The organism is Flintibacter sp. (genome assembly GCF_046973065.1).
This window is the reverse complement of the sequence record NZ_JBKVXZ010000003.1, coordinates 46,457-62,085: the sequence shown is the minus strand read 5'-3', so window position 1 is coordinate 62,085 and position 15,629 is coordinate 46,457. Positions and strand designations below refer to the sequence as shown.

General features: G+C 53.4%; 13 protein-coding genes. 3 read left to right on the top strand and 10 right to left on the bottom strand.

Annotated elements, in window-relative coordinates:
* Positions 1-42: 42 nt before the first annotated feature.
* The gene (locus tag ACLTXB_RS01985) at positions 43-1,323 is read right to left on the bottom strand and encodes a TRAP transporter large permease (protein ID WP_317336448.1); all 1,281 of its coding nucleotides are present in this window, start codon (positions 1,321-1,323) and stop codon (positions 43-45) included.
* A 25-nt stretch (positions 1,324-1,348) separates the two neighbouring features.
* Positions 1,349-1,705 carry a TRAP transporter small permease gene (locus tag ACLTXB_RS01980; protein WP_317336451.1) on the bottom strand — a complete coding sequence of 119 codons (357 nt, stop codon included), beginning with the start codon at positions 1,703-1,705 and terminating at the stop codon, positions 1,349-1,351.
* A gap of 155 nt (positions 1,706-1,860) precedes the next feature.
* Here ACLTXB_RS01980 and ACLTXB_RS01975 point away from each other — a divergent pair, with 155 nt between their 5' ends.
* Both ACLTXB_RS01975 and ACLTXB_RS01970 read left to right on the top strand, forming a co-directional pair.
* On the top strand, positions 1,861-2,046 hold the full coding sequence (locus ACLTXB_RS01975; protein WP_036626780.1) for a hypothetical protein: 186 nt from the start codon (positions 1,861-1,863) through the stop codon (positions 2,044-2,046).
* 21 nt (positions 2,047-2,067) lie between these two features.
* On the top strand, positions 2,068-2,289 hold the full coding sequence (locus ACLTXB_RS01970; RefSeq protein WP_412260051.1) for a hypothetical protein: 222 nt from the start codon (positions 2,068-2,070) through the stop codon (positions 2,287-2,289).
* A 253-nt stretch (positions 2,290-2,542) separates the two neighbouring features.
* On the opposite strand, the gene ACLTXB_RS01965 is transcribed toward ACLTXB_RS01970, so the two are convergent.
* From ACLTXB_RS01965 to ilvD, 3 genes are all read right to left on the bottom strand, one after another.
* Positions 2,543-2,719: a D-alanyl-D-alanine carboxypeptidase family protein gene (locus ACLTXB_RS01965; RefSeq protein WP_081692017.1), complete on the bottom strand. Its 177-nt coding sequence runs from the start codon at positions 2,717-2,719 to the stop codon at positions 2,543-2,545.
* Between the two features lie 1,210 nt (positions 2,720-3,929).
* Positions 3,930-7,433, bottom strand: a complete 3,504-nt coding sequence (gene nifJ / locus ACLTXB_RS01960) for a pyruvate:ferredoxin (flavodoxin) oxidoreductase (protein WP_412260048.1) — start codon at positions 7,431-7,433, stop codon at positions 3,930-3,932.
* Positions 7,434-7,466: 33 nt separating this feature from the next.
* Positions 7,467-9,158, bottom strand: a complete 1,692-nt coding sequence (gene ilvD, locus ACLTXB_RS01955; protein WP_317336450.1) for a dihydroxy-acid dehydratase — start codon at positions 9,156-9,158, stop codon at positions 7,467-7,469.
* Positions 9,159-9,411: 253 nt separating this feature from the next.
* Between ilvD and ACLTXB_RS01950 the strand changes: the two genes are divergently transcribed.
* Positions 9,412-10,593 carry an IS110 family transposase gene (locus ACLTXB_RS01950; protein ID WP_138309038.1) on the top strand — a complete coding sequence of 394 codons (1,182 nt, stop codon included), beginning with the start codon at positions 9,412-9,414 and terminating at the stop codon, positions 10,591-10,593.
* A 142-nt stretch (positions 10,594-10,735) separates the two neighbouring features.
* Here the strand turns inward: ACLTXB_RS01950 and ACLTXB_RS01945 are convergent, their stop codons facing one another.
* From ACLTXB_RS01945 to ACLTXB_RS01925, 5 genes are all read right to left on the bottom strand, one after another.
* Positions 10,736-11,179, bottom strand: coding sequence for a VOC family protein (locus ACLTXB_RS01945; protein ID WP_412260044.1), 444 nt, complete (start codon positions 11,177-11,179; stop codon positions 10,736-10,738).
* 83 nt (positions 11,180-11,262) lie between these two features.
* The gene (locus ACLTXB_RS01940) at positions 11,263-12,600 is read right to left on the bottom strand and encodes a TRAP transporter large permease (protein ID WP_337601199.1); all 1,338 of its coding nucleotides are present in this window, start codon (positions 12,598-12,600) and stop codon (positions 11,263-11,265) included.
* Positions 12,597-13,115 (bottom strand): TRAP transporter small permease, encoded by a 519-nt coding sequence (locus ACLTXB_RS01935; RefSeq protein WP_412260040.1) that lies wholly within the window; start codon positions 13,113-13,115, stop codon positions 12,597-12,599. Before ACLTXB_RS01935 ends, ACLTXB_RS01940 begins: the two co-directional genes overlap by 4 nt.
* 140 nt (positions 13,116-13,255) lie before the next feature.
* Positions 13,256-14,371, bottom strand: coding sequence for a TRAP transporter substrate-binding protein DctP (gene dctP / locus ACLTXB_RS01930; RefSeq protein WP_337601201.1), 1,116 nt, complete (start codon positions 14,369-14,371; stop codon positions 13,256-13,258).
* A 43-nt stretch (positions 14,372-14,414) separates the two neighbouring features.
* Positions 14,415-15,482, bottom strand: coding sequence for an MBL fold metallo-hydrolase (locus ACLTXB_RS01925; RefSeq protein ID WP_412260037.1), 1,068 nt, complete (start codon positions 15,480-15,482; stop codon positions 14,415-14,417).
* Positions 15,483-15,629: the final 147 nt, after the last annotated feature.

Here is a 15,629-nt window from a genome sequence, read left to right as displayed (position 1 = left end):
AGATAGCATTACGCACAGTATATTCCACCAATCAAATCTCTGTTATCCGTAAATTAGATTCGGAATCAATGTCGAGAACTGCGGTACAAATCCTATCAGCAGGGCCACTATAATATAAGTAATCAAATACGGCGTCAACATTCGGAATGTATCCTTCACTTCAATCTTTGCGATTCCGCAACAAATGTAAAGGAGGATTCCTACCGGCGGAGTAATGCCGCCGATCAACAGGGACACAACCATAAATGTGCCGAAATGAATGGGGTCAAATCCATAGCTTGCCGCCAGCGGGAACAAGATGGGGACTAAAATGATCAGTGCGGATGTACCGTCAATGAACATACCCACAATGAGCAGCAGCACCAAAATCAAAACTGTAACAACAGCTTTATCCGTGCTGATGGAAAGCATGAAATTGACGACGCGAATGGGGAACTGATCAATGGTAAGAATCCAGCTAAACACGGAAGCAGACGCGATAATAAGCATCATGGATCCCGTCGTAATGGCCGCGTCATAAACCGCAGCCCAGAACTTTTTAAAGGTCAATTCCTTTCTGATGATACCAACAGCCAACGCATACAACACCGCCACTGCACCGGACTCGGTAGCCGTGAAAATGCCCGTGAGAACGCCGCCAACAATGATAACCGGCATAACAAGTGCGTCCAGCGTATTCACCAAGGCAGCACAGAACTTAGAGATCGTCGTCCGCTCACTGACGGGATAATTTCTCTTTTTTGCAATGAAATAGGTGGTGATCATCTGGGACAGGCCGACGATAATTCCAGGGAGCAGACCCGCAATGAACAGCTGTCCCACAGACAAGCTGGCAATGGACGCAAACAAAATAAACATGATGCTGGGGGGGATAATCGGGCCAATGGTGGAAGATGCCGCTGTTACCACTACGGAAAAATCATCATCATAACCCCGTTTACGCATGGCCGGGATCAGCACGGAGCCCAAACCAGAGGCATCGGCGGCAGCCGAACCGGAAATACCAGCGAACAACATACTGGCAAGAATATTTCCCTGGGCCAATCCGCCACGAATATGACCGACTCCCCGGTCCGCAAGCGTAATAATTCTCTCACTGATGCCACTGCCGTTCATCAACGATCCTGCCAACATGAACAGCGGAATTGCCATCATCGTAAAGGAATCAAAGGTAACAAAAAATCTCTGCGCAATAATTTCCATCGGCAGATCCATCGCAAGCAAAATGGTAATCAATGCCGAGCAGCCGAGCGAATATCCAACGGGGACATTGAAAATCAGCAGTGCAAAAAAACTGATGAGCAGAATTGCAGATACTGGCATGGCCGTATATTACCTCCCTCTTTCTTTAGTCATTCTTGTCGCCACGATACGCCTGTGTCTTTTTCCAGGTGTCAACCCCCAGGAAAAACAGTACAACCAGCGCGCCTACCGGTATTCCCGCATATGCAATGCCGATGGGGATCTTCATGGCTGGGGACATGACGGAAAGGTTTTGGAGCGACAAACGGGCACCATAGACGATCAGGATAACATTGAACGCAACCATGATGACCTGGCCCAGCAGATAGAATCCAAACTGTGCCTTCTTTCCAAACCTGGTCGTTACCATGTTTAATCGGATAATGTTCTGACAATAAAACGTGGCTCCTGTGGCTATTTTCCATTTCTGTGGTATGGTGTGTTGCTGACAAGGAGGTAGCACACCATACAAGAAACACCTGAAGACCTGTACTACGGGAGCATCATGCCATACGACTGCCAAGTCCGTTCCAGAGCTTCCCTGATGAAAGTGATGGAACAGTCTCGGGAGTGTGAGGAACAGCTCACCAAACTGCTGGAGGGCGAAGCCACAGTCTGTTGCTGCGGCTCATCAACGCAGGGAACGAGATCGGCAGTACTCTGGCTCTGGAGAATTTCATCCTGGGCTTCCGTCCGGGGACGCGACTGATCCTGGAGGCGCTGGACGGGGACGACAGCAATCTGGTAGAACTGCGCCCAGCGCCCGGTAGCCCGCGCAAGTCCTGCGATGCCAATCAAAGATAAAACCTCGGAGGTGAAAAAGAAATGGCGATGCGCAGGCCATCCGGAGACGGCATGGTACGCAAGCAAAAGCACGGCCGCCGGGAGGGGCACATCGTCATCGGCCACAAGGAGAACAGCGATCCCATCTTCCGCTACATCCACGCCTATATGCCAAAAGAACTGACCGCCAAACTCCGGCAAAACATCACCGCCTATCAGGGTGTGGATCTCACTGAGAAGTGCAGGATGCGTCTCTCGGAGTGACTGGAGCAGATGGCATCAGTCCCCTCTGCCGGTTGGCTTAGGATCTCCCTGACCAGATCTGCAACGGAGACTTCGCCGCTGCACGGATGGATACAGTCCTGCTCGGCCTGCTCCGTCACCTTAAAGCTCTCCATGCGATCGGAGGCCAGCGCATTATTCAGTTTTCTGCGTTCCTAATGCTTAGTGAGTCAAATCACTGCCGCAAGCAAGATCAGCAACACCAGCAGTCGCATCGCCAGAAGTCCGTATCGTCCTACCGTGCAAAGTCCAACGCGAGATACTCCTCCAGATAAATGCTCTGCTCGGCGATTTCCCCGGAGGCATCCAGACCTACATAGCGGTAATGCCAATGCTCATAGCTGATGCCAGTGATCTCACTTTTCTCGGTGGGATAGCAGAGAATCAAGCTGTATTCTGCAGAGCCGGCCATGAGCTACTGCTGGACAGGCGTGTCCTCCTGCTTCTTATCCAGCAACTGATAGCTCTGATACACAATGTCCACCGCCAGCCCAGCCTGATGTTCTCTGGTATCGGGTCGTGCCACCCAAAACGGCGGCTGCCTTTCCGTCTCTGCTTAAGTATATCCCTGATCCAGATATGAGTAAATCTTCCTTTGAAGCAGTTCGGCCTGCTTGTCCCAGCTACGGCAAGGGGAGCAGATCAGGGGCCTGTACCCCGCCGCCCGGGTTGCGTCCATCATTTTCTGGATGTGGATAAGTCCCGCTATTGATACTCTGACCATTTTTCAGTTTCATCAGTTCCGGAACAGAAAAATCCTCAGGCAGTGGCTTCTCCCCATTTACCGGAATCAGCTTCCAATTCTCTGCGGTTTCTCCATCAGAGTTGGCGCCTGCACCCGGAAACGCCGGAAGGCCAGGGGTGATGCTGCATCCCTCTCCAGTACTGCCGCCTGACGGTATTGGTAAACCGGCATCATTAGCCTTTGATATCTGCGCTGCCTAGGTGTACTCCAACAGCACAGCCAGAGAAGCGCAACGAGACGCAGGCTGCACCGCTTTTGGCCTTTCCGGGACGCAACATAGCATTTCCGTTCAGGGATGTCGGTGTAATCAGTAGGATTGTTTTGGATAGAAGACATATCGGGACATTCCTTTGCTGTTTTCTGTCCACCACCTTACCACACCGTTCCGTTAAACTTCCTTCGTTTTTGCATCAAACTGCCATCACCCAGCGGCATCGTAGGTTTCTGCCAAGTTATCTGCCGCTGGACTTAAGGGCTTCTGGGCTGGATAGTTAAAAAGCAATATCCACCTTCTCCATCAGAATTGTCCAAATTGATGTTATACAAGACAATTGTCTCCGGCAGGGGATCCCTGCATGATCCACGCCTTGGATCTGCACCTGGTTCTCAATCTCAAGGCGGTCCATTAAGGCTTTGCCAATCTCTGAAGCGGTGGTAGAGGGATGTTCCGATATGGCGAAAAACATCTGCAAGGCGACGGTATGGCCGGTATTCGCATCTGGAATGATGGATAAATCCGTCTTTTTTACGCATCAGGGACATCCATTTGCAGGAAAGCAATACCCCGCAGGGCTTCTTTTTTGTAACAATATAGGAGCCCGGCAAAGCCGGACCCCATATATTGAGATATGAATGAAGAGTTAAGCGTGTTTAGAACTTACTGCCGGCTGAGATGGCGGTAGCTTTCCAGACGTTCCTTAGCATCGCTCTCCGCCTTTCTGTACAGGCGCTCTGCCCTTTCAGGAAAGGAGAGCTTCAAGGATGCGTAGCGGTTTTCGCCCATGAGGAACCGCTGAAAGTCACCGGTGGGGGCCTTTGAATCCAGAATGAAGGGATTTTTACCCTCTTCCTTCAAGGCGGGGTTGTAACGGTACAAGTGCCAGTAACCGGCCTCCACGGCTTTCTTCTCCTCCAATTGGCTCAGGCCCATACCTGCCTTGGGACCATGCTCGATGCAGGGACAATAGCAGATGACGAGGGAAGGGCCAGGATAAGCTTCGGCTTCCCGGATGGCCTTTAAGGTCTGAGTGGGATCAGCGCCCATAGCCACTTGGGCTACATACACATAGCCGTAGTTCATAGCCATCAGGCCCAGGTCTTTCTTCTTGGTCTCCTTGCCGCCAGCGGCGAACTTAGCGATGGCGCTGGCCGCAGTGGACTTGGATGCCTGACCGCCGGTATTGGAATATACTTCGGTATCAAGGACCAAGATGTTGATGTCTTTGCCGGAAGCTAGAACATGGTCCAGACCGCCGTAGCCGATATCATAAGCCCAGCCGTCACCGCCGAAGGCCCACACGCTCTTCTTGGTGAGATATTCCTTGTTGTTACGAATGAACACAGCCTCATCACTGTTGTTATCCGCAATGGCTTCCAACAGTGCGTCGCTGACGGCGCGTGAGGCTTCGGGATCATTAGCCCGCTCCAGATAATCCTCACAGGCAGTCTTGACGATGTTCTGTTCCGCCAGAGCAGAGACGTTCAGTTCCAGCTGATGGCGGATAGCGTGCTGTCCCAGCAGGAAGCCATAAGCATATTCGGCATTGTCCTCGAACAGACTCATAGCCCAGGCAGGGCCATGCCCTTTACAGTCGGTGCAGTAGGGAGAGGAAGGGGTAGAGCCACCGTAAGCGGAGGAGCAGCCGGAGGCGTTGGCCACATACATACGGTCACCGAACAACTGACTCACCAGCTTGATATAAGGTGTCTGGCCGCAGCCTGCACAGGCACCGGAGAACTCAAAGTAGGGCTTGGCGAACTGGGACGCCTTCACGTTCTTATTGCTGATAGCATCCTTCTTGATGGACACCTTATCCATAGCATAGGTCCAGTTCTCCGTTTCCTTAAGCTGGCTGTCCAAAGGCTTCATCGTGATGGCGGTATCCTTGGCCAGGCACACGTTCACACAGCTGCCGCAGCCGGTGCAGTCATAGGGAGACACCTGAAGCCGGTAAGTGTACTTGCCGTTCATACCCTTGGCGGGAACAGTGTTAAAGCCGATGGGCTTAACAGCCTCTTCGTCCTCGTTCAACAGGATGGGACGAATGGCGGCGTGGGGGCAGACCAAAGAGCACTGGTTGCACTGAAGACACTTGGCGGCGTCCCATTCCGGCACATCTACAGCGGCGCCCCGCTTTTCAAACTTTGAGGTGCCGGCGGGCCAGGTGCCGTCCTCCAGGCCAAATTTCATCATGGTGGACACTGGCAGGCTGTTGCCCTCCTGGCGGTTCATCACGTCCACCACCTCCTGGATGAAAGCGGGCTTATTTTTCTGGATGGGGGTATCCTCTGCAGTGAGCCACGCAGCGGGGATCTCCACCTTGTGTACCCCATTGAGGCCCTTTTCGATGGAGGCATTATTCATGTCCACAACGGCCTGGCCCTTTTTCTTGAAGTAGGTCCTGTAGATGGCCTCCTGCATCTCGGAGACAGCCTGCTCTACGGGAATCACAGCAGAGAGCTTGAAAAATGCAGCCTGAAGGATGGTGTTGGTACGGTTGCCAAGGCCCAACTCCCGGGCGATGGAGGTGGCATCAATGGTGTAGAAGGCAGCATTCTTTTCCGCCAGTGCCCGTCTCATAGAGGCGGGGAGGTGTGCCTCCAGCTCTGCATCACTCCAGCTGCAGTTCAACAGGAAGGTGCCGCTTTCTTTCAAGTTCTTCACCATATCGTACTTATCCACATAGGACGGAGTATGGCAAGCCACAAAGTCCGCAGACTGGATCAGATAGGGAGAACGGATGGGGGACTTGCCGAAGCGGAGATGGCTCTGGGTCAGGCCGCCGGATTTCTTGGAGTCATAGACGAAATAAGCCTGGCAATAGAGGTCCGTCGCATGGCCGATGATCTTGATGGAGTTTTTGTTGGCACCCACAGTGCCGTCGGAGCCCATACCCCAGAACTCAGCGCTGGTCTGACCGACGGGAGAGGTGTCGATGTCGCAGGTCACAGGCAGGGAGGTGTGAGTCACATCGTCTACGATGCCTATGGTAAAAGCGTTCTTGGGGATCCCTGCTTTCAGGTTTTCGAACACGTCAATAATCTGGCCGGGGGTGGTGTCTTTGGAACTGAGGCCGTAGCGGCCGCCTACGATTTCCATGTCTAGGCCTCTGCTCTTGTAGGTCGAGCAGATGTCCTGATACAGGGGCTCTCCTATAGCACCGGGCTCCTTGGTGCGGTCCAGCACTGCCATACGCTTGCAGGCAGCTGGCACGGCGGCCAGGAAATGCTCAGCAGAGAAGGGACGGTACAGATGAACATTGATGAGGCCGACCTTCTCGCCCTTGGCCATCAGGTAGTCCACAGCTTCCTTGGCGGTCTCGGCTGCGGAACCCATGAGGATGATGACCCGTTCAGCGTCCGAGGCACCATAGTAATTGAAGAGTTTGTATTTCCGGCCAGTGAGCTTGCTGACCTCAGCCATGTAGTGTTCCACAGCGGCGGGAATGGCCTCGACCTTCTGGTTGCAGGCCTCACGGCACTGAAAAAAGATGTCAGGGTTTACGGTGGTGCCGCGGGTGACAGGATGTTCCGGATTCAAGGAGTGCTTGCGGAAAGCCCGCAGGGCGTCCATGTCCACCAAAGGGCGGAGATCCTCATAGTCCCACGCCTCGATCTTCTGGATCTCATGGGAGGTGCGGAAACCGTCAAAGAAATGGAGGAAGGGCATCCGGCAGTGGATAGCGGACAGGTGCGCCACAGCCCCCAGATCCATGACCTCCTGAGGGGTGGAGGCGGCCAGCAGGGAAAAGCCTGTCTGGCGGACGCCCATGACATCACTGTGGTCACCGAAAATGGACAGTGCATGGGAGCTAAGGGTGCGGGCAGACACATGGAACACACCTGGCAGCATCTCGCCGGCGATCTTATACATATTAGGGATCATCAGCAGCAACCCCTGGGAGGCGGTGTAAGTAGTGGTCAGGGCACCGGCCTGCAGGGAACCATGGACCGTACCGGCCGCCCCACCCTCGGACTGCATCTCCACCACCTGTACCGGCTGGCCGAAGAGGTTCTTTTTACCGTTAGCCGCCCAGGCATCCACATGTTCCGCCATGGGAGAGGATGGGGTGATTGGGAAGATGCCAGCCACCTCGGTAAAAGCATAGGATACATATGCCGCCGCCTCATTGCCGTCCATGATCACGATTTTCTTCTTCATATCTATCGTCCTTAAAATCAGCCTTTCTATGCGTTACAGCTCTTTCAGCTTTTTCATATCCAGCACGGCACCTTCTGCCCCCGAACCTGCCAATTTGCAGTAGAGGCCCAGCCAACCCCGGGTGAATTTGGGCTCCGGCGCCTTCCACGCAGCCTTTCGGGCGGCCAGCTCTTCATCACTGACCAGCACGTTCAAAGAGCGCTGTTCCACGTTGATCACGATCCGGTCCCCGTCCCGGACCAGAGCAATGGGTCCTCCCTCAGAGGCTTCGGGGGAAATGTGGCCTACGAAGCAGCCATTATTCGTACCGGAGAAGCGCCCATCGGTGATCAAGGCAGTGGACAATGCCAAGCCGCGGCCATAGAGATATTTCATGGCCTTATACATTTCCCGCATACCCGGGCCACCCTTAGGCCCCTCGTAACGGATCACAACCACATGCCCTTCATGCACTTCGCCTGCCAGAATAGCCTCTTCAGCATCTTCCTCGCAGTCGAAGCAGATGGCTTCGCCCTCAAAGTGATGTAGGCTCTTGTCAAATGCACCAGGTTTTGTGATGCCTGTGCTGGGGGCCAAGTTGCCTCGCAGCACTGCTACACCGCCGCTATAGCCGAAGGGGTCATCCAGTGTGTGGTTTACCAGACCCGTGGCGGGATAACGATACCTGTGCTCCGCGATGTTTTCCGCCAGCGTTTTCCCCGTAACGGTCATTACATCCGTTTCCAACAGGGACTGAAGATTTTCCAGCAGTCTGGGCATCCCGCCGTCATGATAGAAATCTATCATGTTGTATTTGCAGGCTGGGTTCATTTTCGCAATCTGTGGAGTAGAGTTAGAGAGGTTGTCAAATAGCTGCAGTACATCAATGTCCAGCTCCGCTTCGTGAGCAACGGCTGTCAGATGCATCACCGCATTGGTGGAGCCGCTCATTGCAAGGCAAGCCTTGATGGCGTTGCGGATTGAACCCGGTGTGATGACTTTTCGTACTGTAATATCCCGCTCGACCAGTTCCACGATCTTCATGCCGGTCTCTTCGCCCAGTTGGGACCGGTGAGCAGATGCAGCCGGGGCATTGGCGCCGTCCGGCAGAGTCATGCCCAAGGCTTCCGCCAGACTACACATGGTGTTGGCAGTCCCCAGATAAGAGCAAGAGCCGCAGCCAGGGCAGGCTGTATCCTCCAGAGCCTGATACTCTTGTTCCGTAATCTTGCCGGCGGAAAGCATTCCGTAGGCTTCCGTGGCAGTGGTCTGATCCGACTGACGGCCGTCAAAGACCATGCCGCCCTCCATGGGGCCACCAGGCAGGAAGATGCAGGGGATGTCCAACCCTGCGGCAGCCATCAGCATCCCCGGTACGATCTTGTCACAGGAGCCAAGCAGCACCAAGCCGTCAAACTGGTTGATCTGTGCCATGCTCTCGATAGAACTGGCTACCAATTCCCGGGACGGCAGAATATAATGCATCCCGACATGGCCGTTCGCCATGCCATCGCATCCACCCAGCACGCCAAATTCAATAGGCGTACCTCCGGCCCGGTAAATACCGTCCTTCACCCGTTGGGCCACCTGACGCAGGTTATAGTGACCGGGGACGCACTCGCTCCAAGCGTTGGCGATACCGATCACCGGCCGTTTTAGGTCCTCCGTAGTAAAGCCCATGGCCTTTAAAGTCGCACGATAATACTGGTTTTCATTTCCGGTCAAGATTTTCTTGCTGCGTTCCATCCCTTAACTATCTCCTTGTATTATAGAGTAGTAGTTATTAGAGCCCCTCTCCAAGGGCTGTGCTACACTATAAGGGATGCTGTGGATTGGTTGCGTTCTCCTACCGCATGACGGTTCACGAAAGGCTCCAACCACAGCCCTTTACCAGTTTGTTAATCAGTTAGATACCGCCAGACGGTTTATGTGAAACAAGGTTACAAGCGTAAAGAGCCCTGTGGAACCAGCATCAAGTAAACATACTGGGGGTATTTTCATGATTTGTGTGGGTATTGACGTTGCTAAGGACAAGCACGACTGCTTCATCCTCAGCTCGGAAGGCGAAGTCCTGGCAGATGTATTCACCATTTCAAACAATGCAGAGGGATTTGACACCCTTCTGCAGACCATTCATCGCTGTGCCCGTCCGGAAGATAAAATAAAAGTAGGACTTGAGGCAACTGGACATTACAGCTACAACATTCTCGGATTTCTGCTTGACAAAGGTCTGCACACCTTTGTTATCAATCCTCTGCACACCAACCTTTACCGAAAGAGCCTCAGCCTCCGCAAAACGAAGACAGACCGTGTCGATGCGCGAACCATTGCAGCTATGCTCATGTCTGATGTGGACCTCAAGTCCTACACAGACACAGCATACCACAACGAAGAACTAAAATCACTCACAAGATACAGGTTCGACAAAGTAAAGGAGCGAGCAAAGCTGAAGCAGTCAGTTTCCCGATTGGTCACCATTCTGTTTCCTGAGTTGGAAAAGCTGGTTCCAACACTTCATATGGCTTCCGTGTATGCCCTTCTCAGCGAGTTTCCTGGGGCCAAACAGATTGCCAGAGCTCATCTAACTCACCTAAAGGCACTCTTAAACGATGCATCCAAAGGCCGCTACGGACGAGATATGGCCACGGAACTTCGGGATGCCGCCAGATGTTCTGTTGGCTCTGTTATGCCTGCCAAGTCTCTTGAATTGCAGCATACGATCCGCCTGATCCGGGAACTGAATACCGAGATCGAGGACATTGAATCCGCCATCCAGACCATAATGGAAGAAATGCAGTCTCCCATTACAACTATCCCCGGAATTGGTTTCCGCATGGGCGCTATGATCCTGGCTGAGATTGGCGATTTCTCGCGTTTCGATTCACCGGATAAGATTCTTGCTTATGCCGGCATGTCGCCGTCTACTTATCAATCTGGGCAGCTTTCGCTGTCTGGCACGTACTCACACATGGAGAAGCGAGGCTCCAAATACTTGCGCTACGCTCTTTACAACGCAACTAAATATGTCTGCCTTTGGGATTCAACCTTCGAGGCCTACCTGGCTAAAAAACGGGCAGAAGGCAAGCATTACAACGTCGCACTTTCCCACGCCGCCAAAAAGTTGGTTCGGTTGATCTATGCCATGGAGAAATCCCGGCAACCGTACAACAGCGTCGCTTAATCTTTTCTCTTGCATAAGTTTAAGCAGGCGTCCAAACGGACGTCAGCTTTGCTATACTCTTTTTGAACCGTCTAAAATTTTTTGCTAATCCATTCATTTCAGGCTTGACTTTTAATAGTTAGTCTTTCTGTAGCCCCAAACCTTAATTCTGTTCCTTGATATTCTGCATGATCTCGAACCGCTCGCCGTTGATCCCCCGGAAGAAGGTCACCAACAGGTCCATATCGCCCAGATTGGGCACGCTGCGGATTTCGGCTTCCTCACAGGTCACCTTGGGATGCTTCAGCAGCTTCTCCTTCACCGCGTGGATATCGTCCACCAGGATGGCAAAGTGGTGGTCTACCTGCAGATACTTTTCCCGGAGCTCTTCGGGGGTGTGGGTGGGGACCCAAAGAAGCTCCAAGGTGAAATTGCCCAGCCGCAACATAGCCAGCCGCTCATGGGCCACTTCTACCACACCGTAATACAGCACCTCAAAGCCAAAGGTCTCCTGATAGAGCTGTACGCTCTCCTCGAGATCTGCTACGAAAAAAGCCGTGTGATGGGTGGTCACCACATGATCGCCCACATAGTATTTTTTCTGCATTGCCGATAAGTCCTTTCATTTTTTAACATTAAATATAGTGCAGCGCCCGGAGCAGTTGACCTACCCGGACGCCGCAGGCCGCTTTAAGACATCATCATATTGGGCAGGAACAGGATAATCTGGGGGAAAATCATGCAGATGGCAATGGTCAACAGCATCAGGACGATGTAGGGGAGCGCATGCTTAAAGATGGTAGCCACATCCACAATGTCGCCCAGAACACCTTTGCAGGCGAACACGATGGTGCCGAAGGGCGGCGTGATCTGGCCAATGCAGACGGCCATCACCAGGATAACGCCCCACCAGACTTGGTTGTAGCCCATGGCCTGGATCACCGGCTGGATAATGGGGGTTGTCAGCAGGATGATGGAGTTGCCGTCGATGACGCAGCCCAGAGCCAGGACCAGCAGCAGGAACACGCCGATGAGGGCCCAGTTGGGGAGATTGGCACTGAGGATGCTGGTAGAGACCCACTTCACAGCGCCGCTGACGCTCAGCAGGCGGCTGTACATCTGGGCGGAGACCAACAGCATGAGGATGCCGGCGCTGCCCTTGCTGGTATCCAGCAGGATGGAACCGGTGCTCTTCCAGGTCAGGGAACGCTTGCACAGGGCGATGATGAAGGCACCCAAGCAGCCGATAGCGCTGGCTTCCGTGGGGGTAACATAGCCGCCCCAGATGCCGCCCAGCACTACGATGATCAAGAGCACAATGGGCAGTGCACGCAGGGTGGACTCCAGCTTGCCCTTGGGATCAGGGTCCTCATAGAGAGGCTTGCGGGTCACAGGATCCAGGCCGATGGCAGCGGGATGTCTGGTGCCATAGATCGATGTATAGATGATGAAGATGGTGGCCATCAGGATACCAGGCAGAACACCGCCAACGAACAGCTGGCCGATGGACACCTGTGCCACAGTACCGTAAACGATAAAGAACAGGCTGGGCGGGATGATCATGCCCAGATTGGATGAACCGCAGACGATACCTGTCGCAAAGTTCGAGTCATACTTATACTTGCGCATCTCGGGGATAGCTACCTGGCTGAACACGGTGGCAGAGGCCACGCTGACGCCGGTCACGGCCGCGAACACAGCGTTGCCGATAACGGTGGCGGCAGCCAGGCCGCCGGGGACCTTCTCCAGCATCTTGTGGGCCCACTTAAACAAGTCGCCAGCCGAACCAGAGACTGCCATGATGGTGCCCATGAGCATGAAGAGGGGGATCACACAGTATGTATATGTGCGGATAGCGTTGAATGCGGTGGTCGAGAGCACGCTCAGGGCCGTAGAAAGATTGCTGGTAACCAAAAATAGTCCCACAAAGCTCAGGGACATCAGGGTAAACGAAATGTGGACACCAGCAAACACGCAGACGAACAGCAATGCAACGGTGACCAGAGCAATAATAATGCTAGTGTTCATTCCTTCTCGCCCTCCTTTTTCACAGCTTTCACGATCAGCTTAATAAAGTTGTAAATCGCCGCATAGAATGTGAACCATGCGCCGAACAGTGTCAAAACATAGAAGGGGCCCATGGGCATCAGGAACGTGCCCTCGGAGTCAAACTGATTGGTCGCAAAGGATTGGAGAGTCGGCTTGATCATAGCGTAGGCCATGAACAGGAACAGTACGGTGCCGATACCTTCGGCGATTAGGTCCAGAATGAGCTTCGTTTTGGAGGAAGCCCGCGCATACAAGAATTCAGACCGGGTATGGCCTGCTACGAAAGTCACATAGGGCAGTCCCAGAAACATGGCGACTACCAGCAAGTTACGGACGATCACGGAAGCGCCGTTAAAGGCAGAATGGAGAAAGGTGCGCAGACCCACGTCCACAGAGGTAATCAGCATCATGGCGATCAGCATGATGCCGCCCAGCAGACATAAGAATTTTGAAATGAGTATCAGAGCATTATTGATTGACTTCAACATTTTCATGGTAAATTTTTTCATCCCTTTCTTTTCTTATACAGAGAGGAAAAAAGCCGCAGACTTGACCTATGCTCAATGAGCCAAGCCTGCGGCGCTTTTAGACATTCCCCGCTATATGCGGCCAGTCAGATTCAGCTATTTTGAGATCAATAATTGAACTGCCAGTCGCGGGGAATGTTAACACCGTTTTCCTTCAGCAGCTCCACATAGCGTTCCAGAATCTTCAAACCAGTGGGGCCAAGCTCGGTAGCGGTATCGGGGATATTGGGCAGGGCGTTCAGCCAGGCAGCCTTCTCTTCATCACTCATCGTCACGATGGTACCGCCGGCCTCCACAAAAGTATCGTATGCCTTGGAACGGCACTCGTTGGTGTACTCCAAGTGATACTGCTCCAGCTCCTTGCTGACTTCCAGGATGATGTCCTGCACCTCAGTGGGGAGAGAGTTCCACTTCGTCAGGTTCACGGTCAGCAACTCGCCCATGGTAGAATCCAGACCGATGTCCGTCGCGTATTTGCAGATGTCCTGATAGTTTGCCTTCACAGCCCAGTGAGGAGCAGCGAACTGGCCGCTGATCAGGCCGGTCTGCAGGGAGGTGTATCCATCGCCCATGTTGGACTGGATGCCAACAGCGCCGGTGTTCTCCAGCCACAGCAGGTTACGGCCGGAGCCTCCAATCTTCTTGCCGCTCAAGTCAGAGAACTTCTCGATGGGAGTGGAGGAAAATATCTCATAGGAGTCCAGAACCATCTTAGCCAACAGCTTCTGGTTGTACTGGGTCTCGAAGGAGGTCACCAGCTCATCAGAGAACTCCTCATACAGCTGGTCGGACACCTTCTGGAGCAGGGCGTTGTCACCAGTGCAGAAGGGGAGGTAGATGCTGTACTGATGATAGGGAAGCTGGCCGGAAACAGGGGAGACAGTGATAACGCACAGATCCAGCAGGCCATCCTGCGTGGCGGTCACTGTTTCGGACAGGCCGGCCACGGTGCCGTAAGCATCCGTCCACTCGATCTCATAATCGGTGTTCTCGGAAACGCGCTTGGCGACCTCAGGCTTGAAGAAGTTATCCAGGCTGTCCAGGTATTCCATGGAGCCTACAGTGTGGCCCGCGCCGATGACCAGGTTGATGGTTTGCTTTTTGCCGGCAGAGTCACCGGAGTTGCTGCCGGAGTTATCATCGGAAGACGTGCCGTTGTTGCCGCAGGAGGAGAGGGAAAGACTAAGGACCAGTGCCAGAGCAAGAGCTGTAAATTTTTTCAAGTTCTTTCTCCCTTTTCTTTTTTTATGACCGCCGAAGCGGGGATCATTTCTTGGCAAAAGTGGACTTGCTGAAGTCGTAATTCTCACTCCCGTCGGGATAGCGGTAACGACCTTTATCCTTGTCAGCGGGATAGTTGAAGCGGCCCCCGCAACGCATGATCATGGTCTTGATCTCGGGGGTGTTCTCGCTGACGATGCGAGTAAACTGGTTCACCAGCAGCTCAGGGTCGCCGGCGGTGTTGGCCCAGTTGTCATAGTGATCGGGAATCAGCAGCTTGGCCTTCAGAGTCTGGCCAACGCGGGCACAGTCATACGGAGTCATCTTATCGGTAGCGCCGGGAGCGTTGCAGCCCATATCGAAGATTGCCACATCGATGTTATACTTCTGGGCAACTGCCACATAGCCGTCATGATACCAGGTATCGCCCATGAAGAGAATGTTGCCCGCGCTGGTCTTGAACAGGTAGCAGTAGGCAGCTTCCTCGAAGGGCAGCAGCACATCGCCTTCGCCGGTCTTGATGGCGGTCTGATCGTAGCAGATCAGGAAGTCCACCTCAGCGCCCTTCACCTTGACGGACTCGCCGACTTTGGCGACCACGATGCGGTCATCGGGAACGCCGAAGCCCTGCAGCTTCTTCACTGCTACGGGAGGTGCATAGAACGGAGCGTCGGTGGTGGCCGTCATGGCCTTCACAGCGTACAGGTCGCAGTGATCCTGGTGGGCATGGGTGCAGAAAATGCCATCGATATGGTTGAACTTCCAAGGATCGATCACCTGAGGATTGAGGCGGATCCAGTTGATGCTGTCAGCACCGGCCTGCTTGCACACACCGCAGTAGTACAGCTCCGTATACATGGAGGGACCGCAGTACTGGTCGATCATAAAGATGCCGCCTTCATCGGTCTTCAAGACCCAGGAGGGACCGCCGCACCACCAGAGGCTGACCTGTCCCTTGGGCACTTCATAGCCCTCGATCTCCCGATTCAAGAAGCTTCCCCACTCAGGGAAGGTATCCTCCAACCACTGAGTTCGATCCATAGGGTGGTTCTGGTTCAAGTAGGCACCAGAAGGGAAGCCGCGTCCATCAGTCTTAGGCACTTGGTTCGTCATTGTCTTGTCCTCCTTGTGTAATAGTATAATAATGTTAGGATTGCGCACCATCTATGTTGTCCTACATCCTACATAAATGATAGCAAAGTCATACATGTTTGTCAATTGTGCTAACTCGTACAAAATTGGCTTCAAAATTTGTTAAAC

Coding starts and splice junctions, on each gene's coding strand:
- ACLTXB_RS01945 (WP_412260044.1), bottom strand. CDS start 11,179: ATGCAGAAAAAATACTATGTGGGCGATCATGTGGTGACCACCCATCAC.
- ACLTXB_RS01950 (WP_138309038.1), top strand. CDS start 9,412: ATGATTTGTGTGGGTATTGACGTTGCTAAGGACAAGCACGACTGCTTC.
- nifJ (WP_412260048.1), bottom strand. CDS start 7,433: ATGAAGAAGAAAATCGTGATCATGGACGGCAATGAGGCGGCGGCATAT.
- ACLTXB_RS01965 (WP_081692017.1), bottom strand. CDS start 2,719: ATGGCCGGCTCTGCAGAATACAGCTTGATTCTCTGCTATCCCACCGAG.
- ACLTXB_RS01925 (WP_412260037.1), bottom strand. CDS start 15,482: ATGACGAACCAAGTGCCTAAGACTGATGGACGCGGCTTCCCTTCTGGT.
- ACLTXB_RS01985 (WP_317336448.1), bottom strand. CDS start 1,323: ATGCCAGTATCTGCAATTCTGCTCATCAGTTTTTTTGCACTGCTGATT.
- ACLTXB_RS01940 (WP_337601199.1), bottom strand. CDS start 12,600: ATGAACACTAGCATTATTATTGCTCTGGTCACCGTTGCATTGCTGTTC.
- ilvD (WP_317336450.1), bottom strand. CDS start 9,158: ATGGAACGCAGCAAGAAAATCTTGACCGGAAATGAAAACCAGTATTAT.
- ACLTXB_RS01970 (WP_412260051.1), top strand. CDS start 2,068: ATGGCGATGCGCAGGCCATCCGGAGACGGCATGGTACGCAAGCAAAAG.
- ACLTXB_RS01935 (WP_412260040.1), bottom strand. CDS start 13,115: ATGAAAATGTTGAAGTCAATCAATAATGCTCTGATACTCATTTCAAAA.